21 protein-coding genes are annotated in these 26,401 nt (G+C 73.0%); 7 read left to right on the forward strand and 14 right to left on the reverse strand.

Going from position 1 to position 26,401, the window contains the following annotated elements; all coding sequences use genetic code 11:
- Window positions 1-201: 201 nt before the first annotated feature.
- Genes ACI2L3_RS02430 through ACI2L3_RS02440 form a run of 3 tightly spaced genes read right to left on the reverse strand, consistent with a single transcriptional unit; the run spans window position 202 to window position 2,044 of the window.
- Window positions 202-666: an NUDIX hydrolase gene (locus ACI2L3_RS02430; RefSeq protein ID WP_404750415.1), complete on the reverse strand. Its 465-nt coding sequence runs from the start codon at window positions 664-666 to the stop codon at window positions 202-204.
- Window positions 667-675: 9 nt separating this feature from the next.
- Entirely contained in the window at window positions 676-1,575 is a 900-nt protein-coding gene (locus ACI2L3_RS02435) for a pyridoxamine 5'-phosphate oxidase family protein (RefSeq protein WP_404750416.1), read from the reverse strand.
- A gap of 13 nt (window positions 1,576-1,588) precedes the next feature.
- Window positions 1,589-2,044 (reverse strand): VOC family protein, encoded by a 456-nt coding sequence (locus tag ACI2L3_RS02440; protein WP_404750417.1) that lies wholly within the window; start codon window positions 2,042-2,044, stop codon window positions 1,589-1,591.
- 146 nt (window positions 2,045-2,190) lie between these two features.
- Between ACI2L3_RS02440 and ACI2L3_RS02445 the strand changes: the two genes are divergently transcribed.
- Window positions 2,191-2,730 carry a CGNR zinc finger domain-containing protein gene (locus ACI2L3_RS02445; RefSeq protein ID WP_404750418.1) on the forward strand — a complete coding sequence of 180 codons (540 nt, stop codon included), beginning with the start codon at window positions 2,191-2,193 and terminating at the stop codon, window positions 2,728-2,730.
- A 220-nt stretch (window positions 2,731-2,950) separates the two neighbouring features.
- Entirely contained in the window at window positions 2,951-6,250 is a 3,300-nt protein-coding gene (locus ACI2L3_RS02450) for a S8 family serine peptidase (RefSeq protein WP_404750419.1), read from the forward strand.
- A 55-nt stretch (window positions 6,251-6,305) separates the two neighbouring features.
- Here ACI2L3_RS02450 and ACI2L3_RS02455 read toward each other — a convergent pair whose 3' ends face one another.
- Together ACI2L3_RS02455 and ACI2L3_RS02460 are read right to left on the reverse strand one after the other, a co-directional pair.
- Entirely contained in the window at window positions 6,306-7,001 is a 696-nt protein-coding gene (locus tag ACI2L3_RS02455; protein WP_404750420.1) for a hypothetical protein, read from the reverse strand.
- 2 nt (window positions 7,002-7,003) lie between these two features.
- On the reverse strand, window positions 7,004-7,537 hold the full coding sequence (locus ACI2L3_RS02460; RefSeq protein WP_404750421.1) for an RNA polymerase sigma factor: 534 nt from the start codon (window positions 7,535-7,537) through the stop codon (window positions 7,004-7,006).
- A 197-nt stretch (window positions 7,538-7,734) separates the two neighbouring features.
- Here ACI2L3_RS02460 and ACI2L3_RS02465 point away from each other — a divergent pair, with 197 nt between their 5' ends.
- Entirely contained in the window at window positions 7,735-8,751 is a 1,017-nt protein-coding gene (locus ACI2L3_RS02465) for an aspartate-semialdehyde dehydrogenase (protein ID WP_404750422.1), read from the forward strand.
- Window positions 8,752-8,777: 26 nt separating this feature from the next.
- Here the strand turns inward: ACI2L3_RS02465 and ACI2L3_RS02470 are convergent, their stop codons facing one another.
- Window positions 8,778-10,007 carry an MFS transporter gene (locus tag ACI2L3_RS02470; RefSeq protein ID WP_404750423.1) on the reverse strand — a complete coding sequence of 410 codons (1,230 nt, stop codon included), beginning with the start codon at window positions 10,005-10,007 and terminating at the stop codon, window positions 8,778-8,780.
- Window positions 10,008-10,131: 124 nt separating this feature from the next.
- Between ACI2L3_RS02470 and ACI2L3_RS02475 the strand changes: the two genes are divergently transcribed.
- Complete coding sequence (locus ACI2L3_RS02475) at window positions 10,132-11,010, forward strand: LysR family transcriptional regulator (RefSeq protein WP_404750424.1); 879 nt, start codon at window positions 10,132-10,134, stop codon at window positions 11,008-11,010.
- 19 nt (window positions 11,011-11,029) lie between these two features.
- On the opposite strand, the gene ACI2L3_RS02480 is transcribed toward ACI2L3_RS02475, so the two are convergent.
- Both ACI2L3_RS02480 and ACI2L3_RS02485 read right to left on the reverse strand, forming a co-directional pair.
- Entirely contained in the window at window positions 11,030-11,566 is a 537-nt protein-coding gene (locus tag ACI2L3_RS02480) for a DUF1203 domain-containing protein (protein ID WP_404750425.1), read from the reverse strand.
- 103 nt (window positions 11,567-11,669) lie between these two features.
- Window positions 11,670-12,968, reverse strand: coding sequence for a flavin-dependent oxidoreductase (locus ACI2L3_RS02485; protein ID WP_404750426.1), 1,299 nt, complete (start codon window positions 12,966-12,968; stop codon window positions 11,670-11,672).
- A 254-nt stretch (window positions 12,969-13,222) separates the two neighbouring features.
- On the opposite strand from ACI2L3_RS02485, the gene pepN reads away from it, so the two are divergent.
- A complete protein-coding gene (pepN, locus tag ACI2L3_RS02490) occupies window positions 13,223-15,790 on the forward strand; it encodes an aminopeptidase N (protein WP_404750427.1) in 2,568 nt (855 codons plus the stop codon).
- 309 nt (window positions 15,791-16,099) lie between these two features.
- Here the strand turns inward: pepN and ACI2L3_RS02495 are convergent, their stop codons facing one another.
- The 3 genes from ACI2L3_RS02495 to ACI2L3_RS02505 all read right to left on the reverse strand — a co-directional run bounded on the left by ACI2L3_RS02495 (window position 16,100) and on the right by ACI2L3_RS02505 (window position 19,633).
- Window positions 16,100-17,011, reverse strand: coding sequence for a LysR substrate-binding domain-containing protein (locus tag ACI2L3_RS02495; RefSeq protein ID WP_404750428.1), 912 nt, complete (start codon window positions 17,009-17,011; stop codon window positions 16,100-16,102).
- Window positions 17,012-17,040: 29 nt separating this feature from the next.
- Window positions 17,041-17,970, reverse strand: a complete 930-nt coding sequence (locus tag ACI2L3_RS02500; protein ID WP_404750429.1) for a DMT family transporter — start codon at window positions 17,968-17,970, stop codon at window positions 17,041-17,043.
- Between the two features lie 166 nt (window positions 17,971-18,136).
- The gene (locus tag ACI2L3_RS02505) at window positions 18,137-19,633 is read right to left on the reverse strand and encodes an FAD-dependent monooxygenase (RefSeq protein ID WP_404750430.1); all 1,497 of its coding nucleotides are present in this window, start codon (window positions 19,631-19,633) and stop codon (window positions 18,137-18,139) included.
- A gap of 99 nt (window positions 19,634-19,732) precedes the next feature.
- On the opposite strand from ACI2L3_RS02505, the gene ACI2L3_RS02510 reads away from it, so the two are divergent.
- Window positions 19,733-20,302, forward strand: a complete 570-nt coding sequence (locus ACI2L3_RS02510; protein ID WP_404750431.1) for a TetR family transcriptional regulator — start codon at window positions 19,733-19,735, stop codon at window positions 20,300-20,302.
- 82 nt (window positions 20,303-20,384) lie between these two features.
- Here the strand turns inward: ACI2L3_RS02510 and ACI2L3_RS02515 are convergent, their stop codons facing one another.
- Genes ACI2L3_RS02515 through ACI2L3_RS02525 form a run of 3 tightly spaced genes read right to left on the reverse strand, consistent with a single transcriptional unit; the run spans window position 20,385 to window position 23,025 of the window.
- Entirely contained in the window at window positions 20,385-20,624 is a 240-nt protein-coding gene (locus ACI2L3_RS02515; RefSeq protein ID WP_150167792.1) for a hypothetical protein, read from the reverse strand.
- 20 nt (window positions 20,625-20,644) lie between these two features.
- Window positions 20,645-22,789 (reverse strand): 4-alpha-glucanotransferase, encoded by a 2,145-nt coding sequence (gene malQ, locus ACI2L3_RS02520; RefSeq protein WP_404750432.1) that lies wholly within the window; start codon window positions 22,787-22,789, stop codon window positions 20,645-20,647.
- Window positions 22,789-23,025 carry a hypothetical protein gene (locus tag ACI2L3_RS02525; RefSeq protein WP_404750433.1) on the reverse strand — a complete coding sequence of 79 codons (237 nt, stop codon included), beginning with the start codon at window positions 23,023-23,025 and terminating at the stop codon, window positions 22,789-22,791. The genes malQ and ACI2L3_RS02525 overlap by 1 nt, the downstream gene beginning before the upstream one ends.
- A 355-nt stretch (window positions 23,026-23,380) precedes the next feature.
- On the opposite strand from ACI2L3_RS02525, the gene ACI2L3_RS02530 reads away from it, so the two are divergent.
- Window positions 23,381-26,353, forward strand: a complete 2,973-nt coding sequence (locus ACI2L3_RS02530; protein WP_404750434.1) for a beta-N-acetylglucosaminidase domain-containing protein — start codon at window positions 23,381-23,383, stop codon at window positions 26,351-26,353.
- Window positions 26,354-26,401 lie beyond the last annotated feature (48 nt).

Genomic DNA, 26,401 nt, shown 5'->3' on the forward strand with positions numbered 1-26,401 from the left:
TGACTGCGGCCTGCGAAATCCCGCTCGTACTGGATCGTTGGCATCGGGAATGGCCTGTGCGTGAACGAGACGGCAACGGGCAGCGCCGATCACCGTACGTGGATCACCCGGTACCCTACGCGGTCATCCACCCCTCCCCGGCCGGAGAGGAAGCGGTCACTCCGCGTTCACCTCGCGGGGAAGGGAAGGCCGGAAGAGGGGTCAGCGCACCAACCCCCCGGCACGGCCGCGCCCATCGGCGGGGCGGTTGCGCCACAGCTCCAGGCCGATGTCGACGAGCCCGACGCGGTCGAGATCCGGCACGTTCTCCAGGGGGTGCCAGGCCGCCAGGTCCGTGGATCCGCCGGTCTCGTGGCGCAGTTCGCCGCCGGTGACGCGCCCCTCGTACACGATCCGCAGTCCGTGGAAGTCGGCGACGGCGCCGAGCCTGCGCGGGTAGCGGCGGCGCAGCGAGTCGATGCCGAGGAGGGTGACGGGCTCGACGACGTAGCCGGTCTCCTCGTCGGCCTCGCGGATCACGGTGTCGTACGGGTCCTCGCCGTGGTCCATGCCGCCGCCGGGCAGCGTCCAGCGTTTGCTGCCGTCGCCCGCCACCCAGCGGGCCAGCAACACCTGCCCGTCGCGTACGCATACGGCGTAGGCCGCCACCCGGAGCTCTTTCTGCACAGACCGACGCTAGTCGCCGTTCCTGGGATTGGCAGGGGAGAACTCAGGGTCGGACCAACGCCACGGGCTCGCGGCCGGGGTCTCCAGCGCCTGGGTGAGCGTGAAACGGACCGTGCGGGAGCCGCCGTCGTACAGGGTGCGGGCCTCGCCGGTGAGCTGGAGGGCGGTGCCGGTCGTCCAGTCGAGGAAGAGGAGGCCGGCGCGGGGGTCCTCGGCGAGGTTGCCGAGGGTCAGGAACATGGAGTTGCCCGGAAAGTCGTCCCATTCGAGCACGTACGGGGATGGGACGCGCACGAAGCCGGGGTTGCCGCCGCGGTGGCTCGCGTCGGCGCCGCGCGCGTGGACCGTGGCGAGGAAGAAGGTGTCGGCGGCGGCGACGAACTCCCGCTGCTGATCAGTGAGTCGCGTGCCGCGGCGGGGCGCACCGGGTGCCTCCGGCCGCCGCCCCGCCAACAGCTGCCGTTTCTGCAGGTACTTGGGGCAGTTGGAGAAGACCTGGTCGGCTTCGACGGCCAGGCCGCGGGGTGTGGGCCGCGCCCTGCCGTTCAGGCGCATGCGGCGCCGGGTGCGCGGGTCGAGGGCGATGGTGCCGACGGGGGTGCCCTCGCGGGTGAGCGCGGTGGCGAGGGGGTCGTCGGCGCGCGGGGCGCCGGTGAGGGAGATCCGGCGGGGTCCCGTGGCCCGTACGAAGCCGGGGTCGCCGGTGAGCGGTGAGGCCCAGACGGCGCCCGCCGGGTCGGCGCCGCCGAGCACCAGCATGGGCTGGATCTCCAGGAAGGCGGCGGCGACGGGGCGGATGCCCTGGCCGATGGAGCGGCCCACGTGGTCGGCGAGTTCGCGCACGCCGGCCTTGTCCTGCACGGTGCGGGAGCCCCGGTGGTAGGGGCTCCGGAGGTCGTACGTGGCCACGGGGGCGCCCTCTCTAGAAGAAGCCGCAGGTCGGCGCGGACTCCACCGGTGCGGCGGCGCCCTCGGCCCCATCGGCCGCGAAGATCTCCAGGCGCGTCCCGTCCGGGTCGTGGAAGAAGATGCCGCCGGACGCCGCGCCCTCGCCGTGCGGCACGACGCCGTCGTACGCGAACTCCACGCCGTACGCCCGCAGCGCGCTCTCGTACTCCCTGACCCGCTCGATGGTGTCGACCTCGATCGCGAGGTGGTGCAGGCCCGCGCTCCCCGCGGAGTACGCGGTGTCGGCCTGCTGCCAGAGCGTCAGCACCGGGCGGGTGCCGTCCCCGAGGAAGGCGAAGCGGCGGCCCTCCTCCTTGCCCTCACCGATCACGCCGTACCCGATGACGTCCCGGTAGAAGGCGAGCGAGCGCTCCAGGTCGGTGACGTTGAGGCCGATGTGGCCGGTGCGCGGAGCGGTGGACGTGGTCATGGCTCTCCCCCAGGTCTGTCGGCCGACTCGATGTCGGCTAACCGTTGAAAGTGACGTTAGGGGTTAGATGCCCGGCGCGTCAACCAGTCACGTAGCCTTGAGTGGTTAGCGCAGAAGGCCGGTCGGTACCGAAGGGAGCCCGCCCCATGCCGCACGACCCCCGCCCCCTCACCGGCGAACCGCTCTCCCTCGACCTGCTCAACACCCGCTGGATGCACGACGGCGCACCCCAGGACCTGCTGACCGGCACCGAAGGGCTCGCGGTCTGGCTGGCGGCGAACGGGCTCGACGGGCGCTTCGCCGCCGACGGGCCGACCCTCGACCACGTGCTGCGCGCCCGCGACGCGCTCGCCTCCCTCGTGGCCAGCCCCGGCGACCGGGCCGGCGTCGCCCGCGTCGACAAGGTCCTCCGGCACGGCCGCATCCGCGCGACGCTGACCGCCGACGGACCGGGCGAGGAGCCCGAGTTCAAGGACCCGGCGTGGGGCCCCGCCTGGCTCGCCGCCCGCGACTACCTGCACCTCCTGGCCACCGCCCCCGGCCGGATCCGCGGCTGCGCCCACGAGGCGTGCGTCCTGCACTTCTTCGACACCTCACGGAACGGCACGCGCCGCTGGTGCTCCATGGCGGCCTGCGGCAACCGCGCGAAGGCGTCGCGGCACTACGCACGCTCACGCGAGGCCTGACACGCGAGGCCTGACGGGGGCAAGTCCCCCTATACGCCGCCTTGTCCGCCATGGCGTATGGCGGAATTGCGTCACGCCCTGATCACAGCTCGGACAACTCTCCCCAAACAGCTGTCACTTGCGTAAGGCTGAGCGGTCATCCGGCCCCGGATTCCGGAACTCTCCGAAAATCAGGGGCTGGATCGACCCTCCTTCCCGACCTTCACGCACAGGGATGCCGATGCCCAGATCCAGTTCCAGCGCGAGACCCAAGGCCTCAAGAGACTCGGTCCGCCTCGCGATAGCCGTCGGTCTCACCGCCGCGCTCTGCGCGACCGGGGCCGCGCCCCTCGCCTTCGCGGCGGACGAGATACCCGTTCCCGCCCCCAAGTCCGCGGGCGGCAAGCTCGGTCCTGCCGACGCCGACCTGCTCGCCGACGCCAAGGCGGAGGGCGAGAAGACCGTCACGATGATGGTGGCCACCGCGCCCGGCGCCACCGAGCAGGTCGCCGACCAGCTCGACGCCGTCAAGGGCGGCTCGGTCGGCCGCACCTACGACAAGCTCGGCTACGTCCGCGCGACCGTGCCGACCGGCAAGGCCGACGCGGCGATCAAGTCGGCCGCGAAGCTTTCGTCGGTGCACGCCATCGATCTGCGCCACGAGATCGAACTGGACGACCCGACCCCGGCCGCCGACCGCGCCAAGGGCGCCAAGACCGCCGCCCAGGGCACGTACCCGGGCCCGGACAAGAACACCCCGGCGGACAACCCGTACAACCCGGCCGCCGAGACGGGCGCCGTCGACTTCGTGAAGAAGCACCCGAAGGCGGACGGCCGCGGCACCACCATCGGCATCCTCGACTCCGGCGTCGACCTCGGCCACCCGGCGCTGAAGAAGACCACCACCGGCGAGCGCAAGATCACCGACTGGGTGACGGCGACCGACCCGATCGTGGACGCGGACGGCACCTGGCGCCGCATGACCAACCCGGTCAACGGCCCCACCTTCACCTGGGACGGCGAGACGTGGCAGGCCCCGGCGGGCTCCTTCCAGGTCAACCGCTTCCGTGAGTCGGCCACCACCGGCGGCGACGCCAAGGGCGACATCAACCGCGACGGCGACACCACCGACAGCTGGGGCATGCTCTACGACCCGGCCGCGGGCACCGTCCGTGTCGACCTGAACAACAACAAGGACTTCACCGACGACGAGGTGATGAAGCCGTACAAGGACGGCCACCAGGTCGCCTACTTCGGCAAGGACGACCCGGCGACCGACGTCGTCGAGCGCGTCCCCTTCGTCGTCGAGATCCGCAAGGACGTGCCGACCGACCCGTACGGCGGCGACTGGGTCGGCAAGAAGGCCGACTTCGTCAACATCGGCGTCATCGAGTCCGAGCACGGCACGCACGTCGCGGGCATCACCGCGGCCAACGGCCTGTTCGGCGGCAAGATGAACGGCGCGGCGCCCGGCGCCAAGCTGGTCTCCTCGCGCGCCTGCACCTGGACCGGCGGCTGCACCAACGTCGCGCTCACCGAGGGCATGATCGACCTCGTCACCGAGCGCGGCGTCGACATCGTCAACATGTCGATCGGCGGCCTGCCGGCCCTCAACGACGGCAACAACGCGCGCGCCGAGCTCTACACGCGCCTCATCGACACCTACGGCGTGCAGCTGGTGATCTCCGCGGGCAACTCGGGCCCCGGCGCCAACACCATCGGCGACCCGAGCCTGGCCGACAAGGTCATCTCGGTCGGCGCCGCCATCTCCAAGGAGACCTGGGCCGCCAACTACGGCTCCCAGGTGGAGCGCCCGTACGCGATGATGCCGTTCTCCTCGCGCGGCCCGCGTGAGGACGGCGGCTTCGCGCCGATCATCTCGGCGCCCGGCGCGGCCATCAACACCACCCAGACCTGGCTGCCGGGCTCCCCGGTCGCCGAGGCGGGCTACAAGCTCCCGGCCGGCTACTCGATGCTGCAGGGCACCTCGATGGCGTCCCCGCAGGCCGCGGGCGCCTCGGCGCTGCTCCTCTCCGCCGCGAAGCGGGAGAAGGTCGACCTCACCCCGGCGAAGCTGCGCACCGCGCTCACCTCGACCGCGGACCGCATCCGCGGTGAGCAGGCGTACGCGCAGGGCACCGGCCGCATCAACGTCGTCGACGCGTGGAACGCCATCGAGGACGACGCGAAGGCCCACACGTACACGGTGAAGGCCCCGGTCGACACCGCCCTTGAGCAGGAGCTCAAGAAGCCCGGCACCGGCATCTACGACCGCGAGGGCGGCCTGAAGACCGGCCAGAAGCGGACGTACGACGTCACGATCACCCGCACCTCGGGCCCGGACCGCGGCGTCCGCCACGAGCTGGACCTCGTCAACAACCACGAGAAGACGTTCCGTCTGCTCGGCGACGGCGACGTCACGCTGCCGCTGAACAAGCCGGTCACCGTCAAGGTCCAGGCGAAGGCCAAGTCCGCCGGGCTGCACAGCGCGATCCTCACCGTCGACGACGAGCGCTCCGAGGGCATCGACCAGCAGATCATGTCGACCGTCGTCGTCTCGGCGCCGCTCGCCAAGCCGTCGTTCACCTTCTCCGCCGAGGACTCGGTGCAGCGCAGCGCCCCGAAGTCCTACTTCGTGACGGTCCCCAAGGGCGCCAAGTCCCTCGAGGTCTCCCTCAGCGGCCTGAAGGACAAGAGCCAGACCCGCTTCATAGCGATCCACCCGTACGGCGTCCCGGTCGACTCGACCTCGTCGATCGTCTGCTACCCGAACTACGAGAACCCGGCCAACACCTGCCGCCCCGACCTGCGTTCGTACGCGCAGCCGCAGGCCGGTGTCTGGGAGATCGAGGTCGAGTCGCGCCGCACGTCGCCGCTGCTCGACAACCCGTACAAGGTGAACGTCGCCGCGCTCGGTGTCGACTTCGACCCGGCCGTGCAGACGCTCCCGGAGGCGAAGGTCGGCACGCCGGCGCCCGTCTCCTGGAAGGCCACGAACAACTTCGCGGCCGTCGACGGCAAGCTGAAGGGCGGCTCGCTCGGCTCGTCCAAGTCGACGCGGCCCAGCATCAAGCAGAACGAGACGCAGACCACCGAGGTCGTCGTGCCCGCGGGCGCGGAGCGTCTCGACGTCGCCATCGGCTCCCCCGCGGACGTCGCCGCCGACCTGGACCTCGCCGTGAAGAAGGACGGCCAGGTCGTGGGCTCCTCGGCGGAGGGCGACTCGGAGGAAAGCGTCAGCCTGAAGAAGCCGGCCGCCGGTACGTACACGATCGAGGTGACGGGCTACTCGGTGCCGTCCGGCTCGACCGCGTACGACTACCGGGACGTCTTCTTCTCGGACGCGCTCGGCCAGGTGACCGTCGACGAGTCGAAGACGGTCAAGCTCGGCAACGGCGACTCGGCTCAGGTCGAGGCCAAGGTCGAGGCGAAGGCCCCGGCCGCCGCGGGCCGTGAGCTGTTCGGCGAGGTGTCCCTGCTCAACGCGGGCGGCACGGTCGCGGGCAGCGGCAGCGTGAAGGTCGAGAAGGTCACGCCGTAACGGTGTTCTTTTGAACAGGCGCCGGACGGGCTCGGTCGAGCCCGTCCGGCGCTCTTCATTTCGCGCACCGGATCTTCGCCGCACCCGGCAGGGCCTCGACGACCGTGCGGCGCAGGCTGTCGCGGTCCTTGCCCATGGCCCAGTTGTCGGGGTGGGCGTCCCCCACGGGGATGGTGATCAGGACGCGGTCGCCCTTCTTCAGGCGGGGGTCCACGTCGTCGGCCATGGGGAAGGTGATCGTCCCGTCCCCGGACCTCGGTTTGTAGTAGCGGGTGACGTCGAGCGAGACGCGGTGCCGGGCGGCGCCGGGCACCGCGTCGACCGCCGTGACCGTGCCCTCCACGATGACCCGCGAGCACGCGACGAAGCCCTCGGGGCTGAGTTTGCCCTCCGGCGCCGCGTCCTTCGCGCTGCCCGCCGCCGCGTCGTTGTCGGCGGCGCCGGGACCGGCGTCCACCGCGAGCCAGGCGAGCCCGCCGAGCATGGCGGCGGCCACCGTGGCGGCCACCGCGCCGAGCGCGACGGTGGCGCGGCGGCGGGCCGCGCGCGGCCTCAGCGGAACGACCGACTCCACAGGCTTGGCCGAAGCCGCGAGCGCCTCGCCCACATTTCCGAGCCGCTCCCTCAGGAGGGCGACGTCCGCGACGGCCGCCGCGTGCTCGGCCGCGAAGTCGGGGTCGCGCAGCGCCTCCCCGGGCACGGGATCGTCCGTGATCGCGAACATCAGCGCGTCGAATTCCTGCTCCGGCACCGTCACACCACCTCCCCTTCGTGCAGCCGCGCCCGCAGGAGCCGTACCGCCGTGTGCAGTCTGCTCTTGACCGTGCCCTCCGGGATGCCCAGCTCGTCGGCGATGGCCCGGACCGGCAGATCGGCGTAGAAGCGCAGGACCAGGACCTGCCGCTGGGCGTCCGGCAGCTCGCCGAGGCCCTGCGCGACCGCCAGCGAGGTGGCCCGCGCCTCCGCGCCGTCCTCGTCGGTGGCCTCCCGCCACAGGACGGCGAGCCGCTCACCGAGCCGCTCCTGCCTGCGCCGGGCCCGGTGCCAGTCCATGGCCAGGTTGGACGCCACGACGGCGGCCCACGCGGACACGTCACGCGGCGCCTCACGCCCGTCCGCGGCCCGCTCCAGGAGCTTCAGCCGCACCTGCTGCACCCCGTCGGGCAGATCGGCGTGCGGCACCCCGCCGAGCGCGAGCACGGCCCGGACCCGGTCCTCCTGGGCCGCGTCCAGCGGGTCCGCTCCCCCGGCCCCCGCCTGCGCGCGGCGCGTTTTTCTGCGCAGCAACGTGCCCCTCCCCTCCCCGCGTTTCCCCTACGACGCCCGGGGCGTCCGAAAGGTTCACGGTGACGCGCCTCGAATGTGGCGTCCCGCACCTCGGACAATGGATTGGACAAGGCGGCCCTGGACAGACGCATCATTGAGTCACCCCCCACAGACCGGCCGAGGTCACGAGGCCGCACGCACATACGGAGGAAGTCCCTGTGAAGGTCGGAATCGTCGGAGCCACCGGTCAGGTCGGCAAGGTCATGCGCAAGATCCTCGCCGAGCGTAAGTTCCCGGCCGACGAGCTGCGCCTCTTCGCCTCGGCCCGCAGCGCGGGCAAGGTCATCGACGGCGTGACCGTCGAGGACGCCTCCACGGCCGACTACACGGGCCTGGACATCGTCCTGTTCTCCGCGGGCGGCGCCACCTCGAAGGCCCTCGCCGAGAAGGTCGCCTCGCAGGGCGCCGTCGTGATCGACAACTCGTCGGCCTGGCGCCGGCACCCCGAGGTCCCCCTCGTCGTCTCCGAGGTGAACCCGCACGCGATCAAGGACCGCCCCAAGGGCATCATCGCCAACCCGAACTGCACGACGATGGCCGCGATGCCGGTCCTCAAGCCGCTGCACGCCGAGGCGGGCCTCGAAGCGCTGGTCGTCGCCACCTACCAGGCGGTGTCCGGCTCCGGTCTCGCCGGGGTGGACGAGCTGTTCGAGCAGATCAAGAAGGTCGGCGAGGACGCCCCGAAGCTGACCCACGACGGCTCGGCGGTCGAGTTCCCCGAGCCCGACAAGTACGTCGCGCCGATCGCGTACAACGTCCTGCCGATGGCGGGCTCCGTCGTCGACGACGGTCTGAACGAGACCGACGAGGAGCAGAAGCTGCGCCACGAGTCCCGCAAGATCCTGGAGATCCCCGAGCTCAAGGTCTCCGGCACCTGCGTGCGCGTGCCCGTCTTCACCGGCCACTCCCTCCAGGTCAACGCGCGCTTCGCGCGTCCGCTGAGCCCCGAGCGCGCCATCGAGATCCTGGAGCAGGCCGAGGGCGTCGTCGTCACCGAGGTGCCGACGCCGCTGGTCGCCGCGGGCAAGGACGACTCGTTCGTGGGCCGCATCCGGCGCGACGAGACCGTCGAGAACGGCCTGGCGTTCTTCATCTCCGACGACAACCTCCGCAAGGGCGCGGCGCTGAACGCCGTCCAGATCGCGGAGCTGGTCGCGGCGGAGCTCAAGGGCTGACCGCGCGTACGTCCCGCAGGGGGCGGTCACCCTTCGCGGGTGGCCGCCCCCTTCGCCGTCCCTTTCGCGCACGCCACCGCCACCAGCGCGAGCCCGGCCAGCCCGGCGCCCAGCCACAGCACGCCGCCGGCCCCGCGGCTGTCCGCGACCCGCCCGCCCGCGAAGGCGCCGAGCGCGATCGCCACGTTGAAGACCCCCGCGAAGAGCGCCGAAGCCGCCTCGCGGGCGTGCGGGGCCGCGGCCATCACCCAGTTCTGGGCGGAGACCGAGACCCCGCCGTACGCAAGCCCCCACGCCAGGAGCAGCGCCACCGACGCGGCGAGCGAGCCGCCCGCGGGCACCATGAGCAGCACCACGGCGCCGAGCCCGGCGCAGATCCACAGCAGCGCGCGGCGCGGGTCGCGGGCCGCCACGGCGCCGCCCGCGAAGTTGCCGACGATGCCGGCCGTCCCGTAGGCCAGGAGCAGCCCGCTGACCAGGCCCGCACCGATGCCGGGCACCCGTTCCAGGACGGGCCGGATGTACGTGTACGCGGCGAAGTGGCCGGTGACGAGGAGGGTGACGGCGAGGAGGCCGGCCCGCAGCGCGCCGATCCGCAGCAGACCGGCGAACGCGCCGAGCCCGATCCCCTCGCCCGCGGGGAGCCGGGGCAGCACCGTGGCGAGCAGCCCGGCGACGCCGAGTGCGACCACGGCGAGGGCCGCGAAGCCCGTGCGCCAGCCCGCCAGTTCGCCGAGGAGGGTGCCCGCGGGCACGCCGAGCACGGACGCCACCGCGATCCCGCTGAAGATCACCGCGGTGGCCCGGCCCGCGCTCTCCTCCCGTACGAGCCGCACGCCGAGCCCGGCGGCGATGGCCCACACGCCGCCGATGCAGACGCCCACCAGGACGCGGGCGGCGAGCAGGACACCGAAGGCGGGCGCGAGCGCGGAGGCCACGTTGGCGGCGGCGAGCAGCGCCATCAGGGCGGCCAGGACCGTGCGCCGGTCCGCGCGGCGCACCGCGACGGGCAGCAGCAGGGCGGCGAGCGCCGCGACGATGCCGGGCAGGGTGACGGCGAGGCCGGCGGTGCCGTCCGAGACGTGCAGTCCTGAGCCGATGGAGGTGAGGAGTCCGACGGGGAGCATCTCCGTGGTGACGACGGAGAAGGTGGCTGCGGCGACGGCGAGGACGGCGGCAGGACCGCCGCGCTGCGACTCCAACGCGGCAGGTGGAGCGGTGAGTTGTGTGGTGAGTTGTGGTGTGGTCTGTGACATGGCATCCACCCTGTGGGGGGTCCCGCCGGGGAACAACGCGGAAGATCTCATCCTTGTATGAGCCGGATTCATCGGTCAGGGATGATCGAGGACCGCGACGATCAAGGAAAAGGGGCCGCGCGCCATGGGCGGGAACGGGCTGGAGATCCGGGAACTGGAGTGTTTCCTGGTGCTTGCCGAAGAGCTGCATTTCGGGCGGGCCGGCGAGCGGCTGTACGTCTCGCAGAGCCGCGTCAGCCAACTGCTCGCCGCCCTGGAGCGGCGGATCGGGGCGCGCCTGCTGGAGCGTACGAGCCGCCGGGTCGCCCTGACCACACTAGGGGAACGTTTCCTGGCCGAACTCCGTCCGTCGTACGACGAGTTGGCATCGGTTGTGGGGCGGGCCAGGGCGGCGGCGCGGGGCGTCGAGGGCACGCTGCGGATCGGCTTCCAGGGGACCGCGGACGACCGCCTGATGGGGGCCATCGCGGCCTTCCAGGAGCGGCACCCCTCCTGTGACACGGAGATCGTGGAGATCCCGTTCTCCGACCCGTTCGGGGCGGTGCGGCAGGGCGCCGTGGACGCGGCGATCGTGCTGCTGCCGGTCGACGAGCCGGACCTCGTCCTCGGCCCCGTCTTCTCCAGCGAGCGGCAGACCGTCGCGGTGTCGGTGCGGCACGCCTTCGCCGGGCGGGAGTCGCTCGCGGCGGCGGAGCTCGCGGGCACGCCCCTGATCGCGGCGACCGCGCCGGCGCCCGCGTACTGGCGGGAGGCCCACGCCCCGTCGGGCGGCGCGCCCGCCCCCGCGGTCCGCACGCTCCAGGAGGGGCTGACGCTGGTCGCGGCGGACCGGGGCGCGATGCTGCTCTGCCGCCCTACGGCGGAGTACCACGGCCGCAAGGACGTCGCTTTCGTACCGGTCGACGGGTTGCCCGACTCGGTGCTCGGGATGGTGTGGCACCGGGACGGGGAGACGGAGCGGGTACGGGAGTTCGCGCGGGCGGTGCGGGTGGGTATGTCCTGACCGTCAGGTGGTCTGTCCGTCAGGCCGGTCGGCGCACCTCGAAGTGGAAGCAGCCGTACTCCACGGCGCGGACGTGCACGAGGGCGACCCGCGGATCGGCGAAGGCCTCGGCGAACGCGGCGTCGAACCCGGCCTCCTCGTCGTCCGGAATCTCCATCAGGCGCCCCCCGACGATGCGGCCCTCGGCGCTGTAGCGGCGCACGGTCCGCAGCGCCCCGGCCCGCGAGAACGGGTACCCGGCGCGCTCCTCCCCCGGCCCCTCGCAGGGGTCGGCGTGGATGAAGACGGGCCCCTGCTCGTCGTAGGCGCCGGGAGCCGCCCCGGTGCCGGCGGCCCAACGCCGCAGCGGCGCGTACGAGACGAGGGCGATGCGCTCGCCGGGGGCACTGGCCCGCAGACAGCAGCGCAGCGGGTAGCCGCCCTCCTCGTCGGTGTACGGGACGCAGGGCTGCCCGGCGTCGTCGACGTCACGGAGGCCGGCGAGGGCTTCGGGGGTGATGGGCAGCGGGGTGTAGGTCGTAGGTGTGGTGCGCGTGGTGCCCGTGTGCGTGGTCATGGGGCGAGCCTCGCGCGTGGGGGCGGGCGGGGGCTGGCGGATTCCGGACGTCACGTTGCGCCCGAAGGCGCCTGCAGGGCGCTCCTACTGACCCCTCACCTTCCTACTGACCCTCACCTGCCCACCACCCCACCCCCCACGACCCGCGCCCGTTCAGCTCCGCCACGTCCACACCCGTCGTTCTGCGGTACGCCGCGTCCAGTTCGGCCAGTTCCTCCCGGGTCAGGACGTCCTCCACGCGGTCGAAGCCTTCCGGGGCGCGTTCCGCGACGGTCTGGAGGATGCGGTCGGCCGGCATGTCGCGGTTGGCGAGGACGATCGCGTTGGCGGCCTCGCGGCGCACCTCCTCGTACGCCCGCAGCCCCGCCTCCCTGTCCGGCGCTGTGTGGGCGAGGCAGCGGGCGAGGACGCGGGCGTCGAGGATCGCCTGGGAGCCGCCGTTCGACCCCACCGGGTACATCGGGTGGGCCGCGTCGCCGAGCAGGGTGACCGGGCCGCGGCCCCACTGGGCCAGCGGGTCGCGGTCGACCATCGGGTACTCCAGGATGTGCCGCGTGGCGGCGAGCAGCGCGGGCACGTCGAGGTCGCCGATGCGCCATCCCGCGTAGTGCGGCAGGACATCGGAGAGCCGCCCGGAGCGGTTCCAGTCGGCGGGCCCCGGCATCCCGTGGTGGTGCGTCGGCGGAAACCGCACCTCCGCCACCCAGTTGAGCAGCGCCCTGCCGCGCTCCATGGCCCGCCGCGAGATCGGGTAGACGACGAGTTTCGCGGTGGCGTTGCTGCCCGCCACCGCGACGGTCCGCCCGCCGAGCACCGGGTGCCACTCGGCGATGCCGCGCCACATCCGGATGCCGTTCCACAGCGGCGGCCCCTCGCCGGGGTGCAGTACGGCCCGTACCGCCGAGTGCAGCCCGTCGGCGCCGATCAGGGCCCGTACGCGCACGGCGTACTCCCTGGCGCGCGCCATGTCCCGCAGGATCACCCGCAGCGCGCCGCCCTCGTGCTCGGCGAGCCGCACGAACGCGGTGCCGGTGCGGACCGCGTGGTCCCCGAGGCGGTCGCGGACCGCGTCGAGGAGGAGCAGCTGGAGGGTGCCGCGGTGGATGGAGTACTGGGGCCACCGGTAGCCGAGCGCGAGGCCGCGCGGCTCGGCCCAGATGCGGTTGCCGTGCCGGTCGTAGTGGGCCATCGCGTCGGGTGCGACGGCGTTCGCGGCGAGCACGTCGCCGAGTCCGAGCTCGGTCAGCTCCCGCACCGCGTGCGGCAGCAGGTTGATTCCCACGCCCACGGGGCGCAGCTGGTCGGTGGCGTCGACCACGCGGACGCCGATGCCCGCCGCGTGCAGGCTGAGCGCGGCGGTGAGCCCGCCGATGCCCGCCCCCGCCACGAGTACGTCGGTCATGGCCGTCGTGCGGTCCGGCCGGTGGCGGCCGGTCTCTCGGTCCCCAGCATCTTCCGCGTCCCCCTGTGGTTCCTGACCGTCCCCTGGCCGTGGTCTGCGGCCTGCCGGGACCGGTGCGGACGCGCGGAGCGTAACGGCACGGCAGCGGGAGAACAATGGTCCGGGCGGCCATCCGGAGGGGCATGGAAGGATGGCCGGAAACACCGCAAGTCGCACCCACGAAGACGCGACACGTCGTACGAGGAGATGACCGCGTGCCCGGGACCAATCTGACCCGCGAAGAGGCGCAGCAGCGGGCGAAGCTGCTCACCGTTGACTCGTACGAGGTCGATCTCGACCTCTCCGGCGCGCAGGAGGGCGGCACCTACCGGTCCGTGACCACGGTGCGCTTCGACTCCGCGGAGGCGGGCGCCGAGACCTTCATCGACCTGGTGGCCCCCGCGGTCCACGAGGTCGTCCTGAACGGCCACGCGCTGGACGTGGCGGCGGTGTTCCGCGACTCGCGGATCGCGCTGCGGCACCTGCACGCCGGTCCGAACGAGCTGCGGGTCGTCGCCGACTGCGACTACACCAACACCGGTGAGGGCCTGCACCGTTTCGTCGACCCCGTCGACCAACAGGCCTACCTCTACACGCAGTTCGAGGTGCCGGACGCGCGCCGCGTCTTCGCCTCCTTCGAGCAGCCGGACCTGAAGGCCACGTTCCAGTTCACGGTGAAGGCACCGAGCGGCTGGACGGTGATCTCCAACTCCCCCACCCCCGAGCCGAAGGACGACATCTGGTCCTTCGAGCCGACGCCCCGCATGTCGACGTACGTCACGGCCCTGATCGTCGGCCCGTACCACTCCGTCCACTCGTCGTACGAGGGTCCCGGCGGCCAGTCCGTGCCGCTCGGCATCTACTGCCGTCCCTCGCTCGCCGAGTTCCTCGACTCGGACGCGATCTTCGAGGTGACGCGGCAGGGCTTCGACTGGTTCCAGGAGAAGTTCGACTACGCGTACCCCTTCGCCAAGTACGACCAGCTCTTCGTGCCGGAGTTCAACGCGGGCGCGATGGAGAACGCGGGCGCGGTGACCATCCGCGACCAGTACGTGTTCCGTTCGAAGGTGACGGACGCGGCGTACGAGGTGCGGGCCGCGACGATCCTGCACGAGCTCGCCCACATGTGGTTCGGCGACCTCGTCACCATGGAGTGGTGGAACGACCTGTGGCTGAACGAGTCGTTCGCCACGTACGCCGAGGCCGCCTGCCAGGCGTACGCGCCGGACTCGAAGTGGCCGCACTCCTGGACCACGTTCGCCAACTCCATGAAGACGTGGGCGTACCGCCAGGACCAGCTGCCGTCCACCCACCCGATCATGGCGGACATCCGCGACCTGGACGACGTCCTCGTCAACTTCGACGGCATCACGTACGCGAAGGGCGCGAGCGTCCTGAAGCAGCTCGTCGCGTACGTGGGTGAGGACGAGTTCTTCCAGGGCGTGCAGGCGTACTTCAAGCGCCACGCGTTCGGCAATACGCGCCTCTCCGATCTGCTCGGCGCCCTGGAGGAGACCAGCGGCCGCGACCTGAGGACCTGGTCGAAGAAGTGGCTGGAGACGGCGGGCATCAACGTCCTGCGGCCGGTCGTGGACGTCGACACGTCCGGGGTCATCACCTCCTTCGCCGTCAAGCAGGAGGCGCCGGCGCTCCCCGAGGGCGCGATGGGCGAGCCGACGCTCCGTCCGCACCGGATCGCGATCGGCCTCTACGACTTGGATGAGGCGTCCGGCAAGCTGCTGCGCACCGACCGCGTCGAACTGGACGTAGACGGCGAACTCACGGCCGTCGACGCGCTGGTGGGCAAGGCCCGCCCCGCGGTGATCCTCCTCAACGACGACGACCTGTCGTACGCGAAGGTCCGCCTGGACACCGAGTCCCTCGCCTTCGTCACCGGCCACATCGGCGACTTCGAGGCGTCGCTGCCGAGGGCGCTGTGCTGGGCGTCGGCGTGGGACATGACGCGGGACGCGGAGCTCCCCACCCGCGAGTATCTCTCCCTCGTCCTCTCCGGCATCGGCAAGGAGTCCGACATCGGCGTCGTGCAGTCACTGCACCGCCAGGTGAAGCTGGCCCTCGACCTGTACGCGGCCCCGGCCGGCCGGGACGCGGCGCTGGCCCGCTGGACCGAGGCGGCGCTGGAGCACCTGCGGGCGGCCGAACCCGGCAGCGACCACCAGCTGGCGTGGGCCCGCGCCTTCGCCGCGACGGCCCGCACGGAAGCGGACCTGTCCCTCCTCGAGCGCCTGCTCGACGGCTCGGAGTCGATCGACGGCCTTGCCGTGGACACCGAGCTGCGCTGGGCGTTCGTGGCGCGGCTCGCGGCGACGGGCCGCCTCGACGAGGCGGGCATCGCGGCGGAGCTCGAGCGGGACAGGACGGCGGCGGGCGAACGGCACGCCGCCGCCGCCCGGGCGGCGCTGCCGACGCCGGAGGCGAAGGCGGCGGCGTGGGCCTCCGTCGTCGAGTCCGACTCCCTCCCCAACGCCATCCAGGAGGCGGTGATCGGCGGCTTCGTCCAGACCGACCAGCGCGAACTCCTCGCGCCCTACGCGGAGAAGTTCTTCGCCTCGGTCAAGGGGGCGTGGGAGTCCCGCTCCCACGAGATGGCCCAGCAGATCGCCACGGGGCTCTATCCGTCGCTGCAGATCTCCCAGGAGACGCTGGACGCGACGGACGCGTGGTTGGCGTCCGCCGAGCCGTCGGCGGCGCTGCGTCGTCTGATCACGGAGTCCCGGGCGGGCGTCGAACGCGCCCTGCGGGCGCGCGCGGCGGACCTCTAGCTCGCCCTCGCCGGGCAGGGGCTCCGCCCTCTGCCCGGCCCCTCTCACCGCGTCCCTCTGCGGGCCGTCAGTGGCTGGTCGCGCAGTTCCCCGCGCCCCTGAAATACCCCCGCCGTCCTCCGTCTGCCGGTCCCATGGGGGGCCGACGGGGCTCCCCAGGGACGCGGCGAGCGGAGGCGACGCTTTCAAGGGGCGCGGGGAACTGCGCGAGCAACCACACACAACCGGCACCAGAAAACGGCGAAGGCGACGCTTCAGGGGCGCGGGGAACTGCGCGACCAGCCACGCACGGCCCGCAGGCGAGAACGGTCACGCCCCCCGCACGGGGACCGCCGCCCGCAGGGCGTCAAGGACGCGAGTCACCGCCGCACCCCCCGCCGCCCCCCGCCGCACCGCGGCGACGACATGCCGAGTGGGATGGTCATCGGAGAGCGCGCGCATGGCCACACCGGCGCGACTCACCGCAGCCATGCGAGGCACCAGCGCCACCCCCATCCCCGCCTCCACCATCGCAAGGATCGCCGTCCAGCCGGACGCCGAGTGCGCCTGCCGCGGATTGAAGCCCGCGCCCTCGCACGCCGCGCGGGTGATCTCGGACCAGGGACCGCTGCCGCCGAAGATCCACGGTTCGGCGGCCAGGTCGGCGAGCCGGAGCCCGGGCGCCGACGCCAGCCGGTGGCCGCCGGGCAGCGCCACGTCCAGCGGGTCGGCGAGCAGCGATTCACGGGTGAAGCGCGTGTCCGCGTCGCCTTCGGCGGGTGCCTGGACGGCCAGGGACAGGGCGATGTCGACCTCACCGGCCGCGAGGAGTTCGTACGCCTGGGCCGCCTCGGTCTCCCGCACCCGTACGGAGATGCCGGGCGCCGCCTCCCGCAGCGCCCGCACGGCGGGCACGACGAGCGCGGGCACCGCGGTCGAGAACGCCCCGACCCGCACCTCTCCCGCCTCCCCCTGCACATACGCCGCCAATTCCGCGTCGGCCCGCTCCAGTTGGGCGAAGACCGACTCCGCGTGCCGCAGCACGAGATGCGCGGCGTCGGTGAGGCGGACCCGCCGCCCGTGCGCCTCCAGGAGCGGTACGCCCAGCTGCTTGGCGAGGTTGGACAGCTGCTGCGAGACCGCCGACGGCGTCATCCGCAACGCCTGCGCCGTCGCGGTCACGGTGCCCCGTTCGCTCAACGTCCGCAGGATCTGCAGCTTCTTGATGTCCCACTCGCTCATGAGCCCAACGTACCGACTGGTCAGAAGCATCACTTGGTGCGGGCCGCGCCGAGCACGACACCGCCCAGGATCAGCCCCATGCACAGCACCTGCAGCCACCCCATCGCCTCGCCGAGGACCGCGAAGGAGAGCAGGGCGACGCAGACCGGCTGGAGGTAGTAGACGACTCCGGCGCGGGCGGCGCCGATGATCGAGATCGCCTTGTTCCAGGCGAAGAAGGCGACCGCCGAGGAGACCACGCCGACGTAGAGGAGCGGGGAGACCGTTCCGACGGTGGGCGCGAAGCCGCCTTGGAGTGCGTAGCTGGCAATGAAGACCGGGAGCAGCATCAGGGCGCCCAGCACGAACGTCGAGAAGAGGAAGGGCAGTCCGCCGATCTCCGCGGGCCTGCGCCTGAGCAGTGCGCTGTACGAGCCGAAGGACAGTGCCGCCGCGATCACCCAGAGGTCACCGATCGCGAAGTCCGTCGCGAGCGAGCCCTTGCTGACGAGCAGGAGGACTCCGGCGCAGGCGACGAGCATGCCGGTGACCCGGCGCGCGCCGAGCCGTGTACCGCCGAGGCGTTCGTACACGGCCATCAGGACCGGCGACGCGGCCATGATCATGCCCATGTTGCCCGCGGTGGTCGTCATGCCCGCCTGGTTCACCAGGGTGTTGTAGACGGTGACGCCCAGCAGGGAGGCGAGGAGCAGGAACTTCGCGTGTTCGCGGAGCAGTTGGCGCTGCCGCCACGTCTGGCGCGCCGCGAACGGCGCGACCGCCACGATGGCGATGATCCAGCGCCAGAACGCGTGCTGGACGGGCGGCACGGTGTCGTGCAGCGCCCGGGAGGTGACGAAGCTGCCCGACCAGACGACCGTGGCGAGGGCCGCGAGGGCGAGGCCGACGCCGATGGGGTGCCTGGCCGCCTGCGCGGCGGCCGGTGCGGTGTGAGCGGGGGTCCGGTCCAGGACTGCCACGGGGTATCCCTTGTCTTTCTCCCCGCGGTGGCGGGGTGTACGGGGTCGCTTGGTGTGGTGCGGGGACCACCGTGACACCCGTACACCCATCAGGTCCATCGAATCTTTACGCCGATTCTTTGAAGGAAAACTGAAGGGTTGGCCCCGGTCTACGCGGCACTCCGGTCTACGCGGCGCCCCACTCCTCCAGCGCCGCCGCCACCGCCCCCACCCCCGCGTCCTCCGCCGCCCACGCCACGTATCCATCGGGCCTGACCAGGACCGTCGCGCGGCGGTCGCTCGACCAATGGGCGGACACGGCGCGGCCCGTCCCGCACTTCTCGTCCTTCGGCGTGATGAGCACGAACTCGCCCGCGCGCAGGGCCTCGTAGAGCCGCCCCTCTTCGAGCGCGACATCGGGGACCCGCCGCCCGACGAGGCGGTGGGCGCCCTTCGGTGTCCGGTACGCGATGCCGACGCCGGTGACCTGGCCCGCCGCCTTGGCGCGCACCACGGGCACGTGGGTGACGAAGGCGGCGAGGGCGGCGCGTGCCGCGCGCGTCCACGGGCGCTTGGCCATCGCGAGCCGGACGAGCCCGCCGCTGCTGCGCAGCACCGTCCTGCCGACCGGGTGCCGCTCGGACTCGTAGGTGTCCAGGAGGCCTCGCGGGGCGCGGCCGTCGACCGCGGCGGCCAGTTTCCAGCTCAGGTTCGCGGCGTCCTGGAGCCCGGTGTTCATGCCCTGACCGCCGGCCGGCGAGTGGACGTGCGCGGCGTCCCCGGCGAGGAAGACGCGGCCCGCGCGGTAGGCGGGCGCCTGCCGCTCGTCGCTGTGGAAGCGGGACATCCAGCGCGCGTCGTGCATCCCGAAGTCGCGGCCGAGCGCCTGCCGGACGATGTCCTTGACCTCTTCGAGGTCGAGCGGCTCGCTGTCGGGGACGTCGCGTGACCGGTTCCAGCCGATGACGCGGTGGTAGCCGTCGGCGAAGGGCGCGATGAAGGCGAAGGCGTCGCCGACGGCGTTGACGGTGAGCAGCGTCTCCGGCCGCTCGGCGAGTTTGACGTCGGCGAGGACGAGCGAGCGGATGACGGACCTGCCGGGGAAGGGCAGCCCGACCGCCCCGCGCACGCCGCTGTGCAGGCCGTCCGCGCCGACCACGTAGGCGGCGCGCAGGGTGCTCGATTCGTCGCCGGGGCCGTGGAGCCGGAGCGTCACGCCGTCCTCGTCCTGCGTCAGCCCGGTCACTTCGCTCTCGTACGCGAAGTGCACCCCCGCCTCGATGGCGCGCCGCTCCAGGACGCGCTCGACCTCATACTGCGGGAGGACGAGGACGTGCCGGTAGCGGGAGGGCAGCCGGCCGAGATCCAGCGAGAGGCGGTCGAAGAGGCGCAGCTTGGCGAGCGGCTCGCCCTTGGCCTCCAGCTCGTCGGCGAGGCCTCGCGCGTCCAGCTGCTCCAGGGTGCGGGCGTGCAGGACCATCGCGCGCGAGAGGTTACTGATGCCGTGCGCCCGCTTCTCCACGAGGGTGACGGGGACGCCCGCGGTGGCGAGGTCCCCGGCGAGCAGCAGCCCGGTGGGTCCCGCGCCGACCACCACGACGGTGTGGGTGCCGTCGGTGGGGTTCGCGTTCTTCTTCGTGTTCGCGTTCCGCTTCGTATTCGTGTCGCCGGTCGTGCCGTTCATGGCCGCCTCCTGATGCCAACACTTGTTGGTCAACGCTTGTTGGCCAACGTACGACCGCGCCCATGGACTGTCAACGCTTGTTGGCCTACGTTTGTTGGCATGACCGAAACCACCGCTGCCCGCCGCTCCGACGCGACCCGTGCCGGCATCCTCGCGGCGGCCCGCGAACGCTTCGCCGCGGACGGGTACGAACGCGCGACGATCCGCGCCATCGCCAAGGACGCCCGCATCGACCCCTCCATGGTGATGCGCTACTACGGCAACAAGGAGGGCCTCTTCGCCGCCGCCACCTCGGTCGACCTGCGGCTGCCGGACTTCACGCCGGTGCCCAGGGAGGACGTGGGAAGGGTGCTCGTGACGCACTTCCTCACCATCTGGGAGGGCGACGAGGTGCTCACCGCGCTGCTGCGCGTGGGCATCACCAACGAGGCGGGCGCCGAGCGCATGCGGACCATCTTCGGGGAGCAGCTGCTGCCGGTCGCGCGCCAGGTCTGCCCCGACCCGGCCGAGGCGCCGACGCGGGCGGCGCTCTGTGCCGCGCAGGTGCTGGGTCTCGCCATGACGCGGTACGTCCTGCGGTTCCCGCCGGCGGCGGCGCTGACGCGCGAGGAGATCACGGAGTGGCTGGCGCCGACGCTCCAGCGCTATCTGACGGCCGAACGGCCGTGAGCACGCCGAGGGCGCCTTCCGGCGACGTCTGTAGTACGTCGCCGGAAGGCGCCCTCGGCGTAAAGAGCCCGGAAGCTGCGGGTCAGCCCTGCTTCTGCTGCTTGCGGGACTTGTCGCCGACCATCACGAGACCCGCGATCACCAGGAACAGCACGATGGGCGCGGCGACGTACAGGCCGAGCGTGTCGATGACGCTCAGGCCGGGGCCCGGGTCGTCACCGTCGTCGCGCACGGCCGCGAGGGCGGGGGACGACATGAGCAGCATCATCAGCGTCGTGCCGGAGGCCAGGGCGCCGGCGCGCAGTGCGTTCTTCTTGTCCACGGTGCCAACGTAGCGAACTCCTAAACGGGGTGCGCGCCCGGGGGTGCCGTACGAGGGCTTCCGCCCCGCCCGCTCCCCCGGCCCTCCTCCTCGCGGAAGACCGCCATGAGGGCGTGCAGACGGGGTGAGGCGGCGAGTTGCTCCAGGGTGACGGGGTGTCCGGTGGCGTCGGCGACGGGCAGGCGCCAGTTGGGGTACTGGTCCCAGGTGCCGGGCAGGTTCTGCGGCCTGCGGTCGCCGACCGCGTCCGGGAGCCAGATGCCGATCATGCGGGCCGGGGTGGCCAGGAGGAACCGGTGCACGGCACGGATCTCGTCCTCCTCGCAGCCGGCGCCGCCGGGCAGCATGCCGAGCCGGCAGAGCAGCCCGAGCCACTCGCGCACGTCCCGGCGGGCCTCGGCCTGCTCCTGCGCAAGGGGGCGGGTCAACAGGCCCAGGTCGTGGCGGAGTCGGACATGCTCCCCCGTCAGACGGGCGGCGGTCGGCGGCAGGTCGTGCGTGGTGGCGGTGGCCACGCAGTCGGCGCGCCAGGCGTCGGCGGGCAGCGGGCGGCCGGTGCCCTCCCAGTCCCGCTCGAACCAGAGCACCGAGGTGCCGAGCACGCCGTGCTCGCGCAGGGTCTCGCGGACGCCCGGCTCCACCGTGCCGAGGTCCTCGCCGATGACGAGGGCGTCCGCGCGGTGCGCCTCCAGGGCGAGGACGGCGAGCATCGCCTCGGCGTCGTACCGCACGTACGTCCCCTCGGTGGGCTCGCGGCCCTCCGGGACCCACCAGAGGCGGAACAGGCCCATGACGTGGTCGATGCGGAGCGCGCCCGCGTTCCGGAGCAGGCCGCGCAGGAGGGCACGGTAGGGCGCATAGCCGGACTCGGCGAGGCGGTCGGGGCGCCAGGGCGGCAGGCCCCAGTCCTGGCCGCGCGCGTTGAAGGCGTCCGGCGGGGCGCCGACCGACATGCCCGGGGCGAAGTACCGCTGCTGCGCCCAGGCGTCGGCGCCGCCCGGATGCACGCCCACCGCGAGGTCGTGCACGAGGCCGATGTCCATGCCGGCCTCGCGGGCGGCGCGCTGGGCGGCGCCCAGCTGACTGTCGGTGAGCCAGGCGAGGCGGCTGTGGAAGTCGACGCGGTCCATCGCCTCACGGCGGGCGCGGGCCGTGCCCGGCGAGTCCGGGTCGCGCAGCTCCGCGGGCCAGGAGTGCCAGTCGGGGCCGTGGATCTCGGCCAGCGCCGACCAGGTGGCGTGGTCCTCCAGGGCGGGGCCCTGTTCGGCGAGGAAGGCGTTGTAGGCGGCGCGGCGGCCGGGACCGAGCGGGACGTCGTGCAGCAGTTCGAGAGCTGCCCGCTTGAGCGCCCAGACGGCGTCACGGTCGATCAGCTCGTCCTGTCCGAGGACCCCTTCCCGCAGCCGGCCGGCCTTCCGGCACAGCTCCTCGGCCCGCTCCCGCGCCTCCCCCCGCAGATACGCGAACTCCGGTACCGCCTCGACCCGCAGGTGCACGGGATCGGGGAAACGACGGGACGAGGGCCGGTACGGGGAGGGATCGCCGCCCGGCCCCTCCGGAGGGCTCGGCACGGCCGCGTGCAGCGGATTGACCTGGACGAAGCCCGTGCCGAGGACGCGCCCGGCCCACGCGGCGAGCTCCCCCAGGTCTCCGAGGTCACCCATGCCCCACGAGCGACGGGACAGCAGGGAGTAGAGCTGGACGAGGAGCCCGTGCGTGCGCCGCCCGGGAGTCCTGATCCGCCGCGGCGCGACGACGAGGTGCGCTTCGGCGTGCCGACCGTCGGGGGTGCGCACGCGGAGCCGGTGCACGCCGAGGGGCAGGGGCTCGGGGCCTTCGCTCCTCTCCGTGCCGGGAGCGGTCCACTCGACCGTGCCGCCCTCCTCCAGCTCCACCCCCACCCGCGACCCCTGCGGCAGCGCCGCGAGGGGTGGGGGCAGGGGTCCGTCCGCCCACAGCACCACCGTCGGCGGCACCGGTCGCGCCGACAGTTCCGCCTCGCGCGCGGCCAGTGCGGCCGCGGCCGCTTCCGGGGTGCTCGCGTCCACACCCAGGGCGGCCAGGGCGGCGATCACCGCGGCGTCGGCGGCCGGGATGGTGCGCCCGGGGGACGGGGAGTAGGAGGTGGCCACGCCGTACGAAGCGGCCAGCCGGGAAAGGGGCATCAGACCGCCATGGAGTCCAGGCCCGAGGCCATGCCGGTGGCTGTGGGCTCGCTGGTCAGCGGCGCGGCGTCGGCGAGGGGCGGTTCGCTGGTCAGCGGCGCGGCGTCGGCGAGCGGGGGCTCGCTGGTGAGGGGCGGCTCGATGCAGCCGCAGGAGAAGGAGCCGTCGAGGCCCGAGTCGGGGTGGGAGACCTGTTTGGAGAGCGCGGACAGCAGGAGATTTGCGGAAGCGGCCACGTGGGAGCTCCTTTTCAGGGGGCAGGTCTCGGCAGCCCTACCCAGTGCGCGGGCTCGCAGACGTATACGTTGCCACAACGTGACCCTGGTCACATCCCTTTCCCGGCACGGAAGTTGTTCCCCGAGGCACGCCCCGCCCCGGAAGAACAGGCTCCGGCCCGCCTTCTCCCGGGAAGATGTCCGCCCTCGGCCCCCACTAGTCACCGTTGCCGGAAATCGGGCGGGTTCCGCGAAGAATCCCCCGCCCGGTACCTGTCCCCGTTGACACCCCAGCCGCCTCAGTGGTGGGCTCACTGCCACATGTGGCACAGGGGACCCCGCCGGGACCCCGGGGACGAGGACAGGGGCGAGGGCCGTGCAGTTGCGGCGCAGGAAGGGCGCGGCCGCCATCGCGGTCGCCGTGATCGCGGGCACGCTCGGCGGCGCGCCGGGCGCCCTCGCGGCCCCCGGAGCACCCGGCCGGCCCGGCGTCCCCGCCACCTCCCCCGACGACGACGCCAAGGCCGGCCGCAAGAGCGACTCCGGCCTTCCGTCCGTCTGGCCGCGCCCCCAGTCGATGAGTGCCGCCGGAACCACCGTCACCGTCGGCGACGACGTCGTACTCGTCACCGCGGACGGCGCCGACTCCGACCCGTACGCCCTGGAAGCCCTCCGCGCCCTCCTCCGCGACGCGGGCGCCCGGCGGATCACCGAGGCGCGCGACGGCGACCCGCTGCCCGCGGGCGGCACCCTCGTCGTCCGGGCCGGCGGCACCGGCGCCGACCGGGCGCTGCGCTCCCTCGGCGCCCGCGAGCGCGGCGACCTGCCGGCGGGCGGCTACCGGCTGGCTGTCGGCCGCGTCGACGGCAGGGACACCATCGCCCTCGCCGGAGCCGGCGAGGACGGCCTCTTCCACGGCGTGCAGACCCTGCGGCAGATCACCGGCGGCGCGAACGGCACCCGCCTCGTCCCCGGCGTACGGATCAGGGACTGGCCCGGCACTGCCGTGCGCGGCATGACCGAGGGGTTCTACGGCACGCCCTGGACCCGCGAGCAGCGCCTCGCGCAGCTCGACTTCATGGGCCGCACCAAGCAGAACCGGTACCTCTACGCCCCCGGCGACGACCTCTACCGCCAGGCACGCTGGCGCGAGCCCTACCCGGCGGACCAGCGGGCCGACTTCCGCGCCCTGGCGGAGCGCGCCCGCGCCAACCACGTCACGCTCGCCTGGGCCGTCTCGCCGGGCCAGGCGATGTGCCTGTCGTCCGACCGCGACGTCAAGGACCTCACCCGCAAGATCGACGCCATGTGGGCCCTCGGGGTGCGCGCCTTCCAGCTGCAGTTCCAGAACGTCAGCTACAGCGAGTGGCACTGCGAGCAGGACTCCGAGACCTTCGGGTCGGGCCCGGAGGCCGCCGCGAAGGCGCAGGCGCGGGTCGCCAACGCGGTCGCCGCGCACCTCGCCGCGCGCCACCCGGGCGCGAAGCCGCTCTCCCTGATGCCGACGGAGTACTTCCAGAAGGGGACGACCGAGTACCGCGCGGCCCTCTCCCGCGCCCTGGACCAGCGCGTCGAGGTGGCCTGGACGGGCGTCGGCGTGGTGCCCCGGACCATCACCGGGCGCGAACTGACGGGCGCCCGCGAGGCGTTCGGCGCGCACCCGCTGGTCACGATGGACAACTACCCCGTCAACGACTTCGCGCAGGACCGTATCTTCCTCGGCCCCTACACCGGCCGCGAACCCGCCGTCGCCACCGGTTCGGCCGCCCTCCTCGGCAACGCCATGGAGCAGCCGTCCGCCTCCCGCATCCCCCTCTTCACCGCCGCCGACTACGCGTGGAACCCGCGCGCCTACCGCCCCCACGAGTCCTGGCTCGCCGCCATCGACGACCTCGCGGGCGGCGACGCGAAGGCGCGGGGCGCGCTGCGGGCCCTCGCGGGCAACGACGCCTCGTCCGTGCTGGGCGCCGACGAGTCGGCGTACCTGCGGCCGCTCATGAGCGAGTTCTGGCGCGCCCGTACGACGACGGACCGGGCGCGGAACGCGCGTGCCGCGAAGAGCCTGCGCGCCGCCTTCACCGTGATGCGGGAGGCGCCCGAACGCCTCGCCGACAGCGCGCTCGACGACGAGGTGCGCCCCTGGATCGAGCAGTTGGCCCGCTACGGCAAGGCGGGTGAGACCGCGGTCGACCTGCTGACCGCCCAGTCCGCCGGCGACGGCGCGGCGGCCTGGCGCGGCTCGCGCGCCCTGACGAAGCTCCGCAAGGAGCTGGGGCACAGCGGCGTCACCGTCGGCGAAGGCGTACTGGACCCGTTCCTGGCGCGCGCGCAGAAGGCGTACGCGACATGGGCGGGGACCTCGGGCAAGGGGGCCTCGGACGGCGCGGCCGCCCGGCTCGGCCGGAACCGCACGCTCGCCGCCGTGACGGCCCTGACCGATCCCGGCACGAACGGCACCGTCGAGGCCCACATCCCCGGCAAGGGCTGGCAGCGGATCGGCGCCCTGTCGAAGAGCGGCTTCACCGAGCTCGACCTCACGAAGGGCGAGGGCGGCGGAACGGGCGCGGGCGTGCGCGCCGACGCCGTCCGGGCCGTGGCCGCCGACGGCACCGTCCGCCACCTCGTCCCCTGGTACGCCGACACCCCCGCCGCCCGCTTCTCGCTGTCCCGCGCCGAGGCCGACGCGGAGATCGGCGGCGGCCCGCTGCGGCTCTCCGCCAAGCTGCTCTCGCTGCGCCCCGGCGACGTCAGCGGACGGCTCCGCGCGAAGGCTCCCAAGGGCATCGCGGTGAAGGTCCCCGAAAGATCCACCCTGCCGCGCGGCACGGAGGTCGACGTGCCGGTCGACATCACGGTCCCTGCGGGCACGCGCGCGGGAACGTACGAGGTCGAGCTGGCCTTCGGCGGCGAGACCCGCACGGTCTCGGTCCGCGCCTTCCCCCGCACCGCCGGTCCCGACCTGGCGCGCGGCGCGAAGGCGTCGTCGTCGGGCGACGAGACGAAGGACTTCCCCGCGTCGGGCGCCGTCGACGGCGACCCGGAGACCCGCTGGTCGTCCCCTGCGGAGGACGGCGCGTGGTGGCAGGTGGAGCTCGCGGAGCCGGTCAGGCTCGGCCAGGTCGTGCTGCGCTGGCAGGACGCGTACGCGGCGGGCTACCGCGTGCAGACCTCCGCCGACGGCCGGACCTGGCGCACGGCGGCGACCGTGCGGGACGGCAAGGGCGGCCGTGAGGCGGTCCGCATGGACGCGCCCGGCACCCGCTACATCCGCGTGCAGGGCGACAAGCGGGCGACGCGCTTCGGCTACTCGCTGTGGTCCGTGGAGGCGTACGCGGTCGCCGACGACTGACGACGCTGCGTACGCCTCCGGAAACACAGCAAAGGCCCGGATCGATTG

Origin of the sequence: Streptomyces sp. NPDC029674 (genome assembly GCF_044903205.1) — a bacterium.
In the GTDB taxonomy this organism is placed as follows: Bacteria; Actinomycetota; Actinomycetes; order Streptomycetales; family Streptomycetaceae; genus Streptomyces.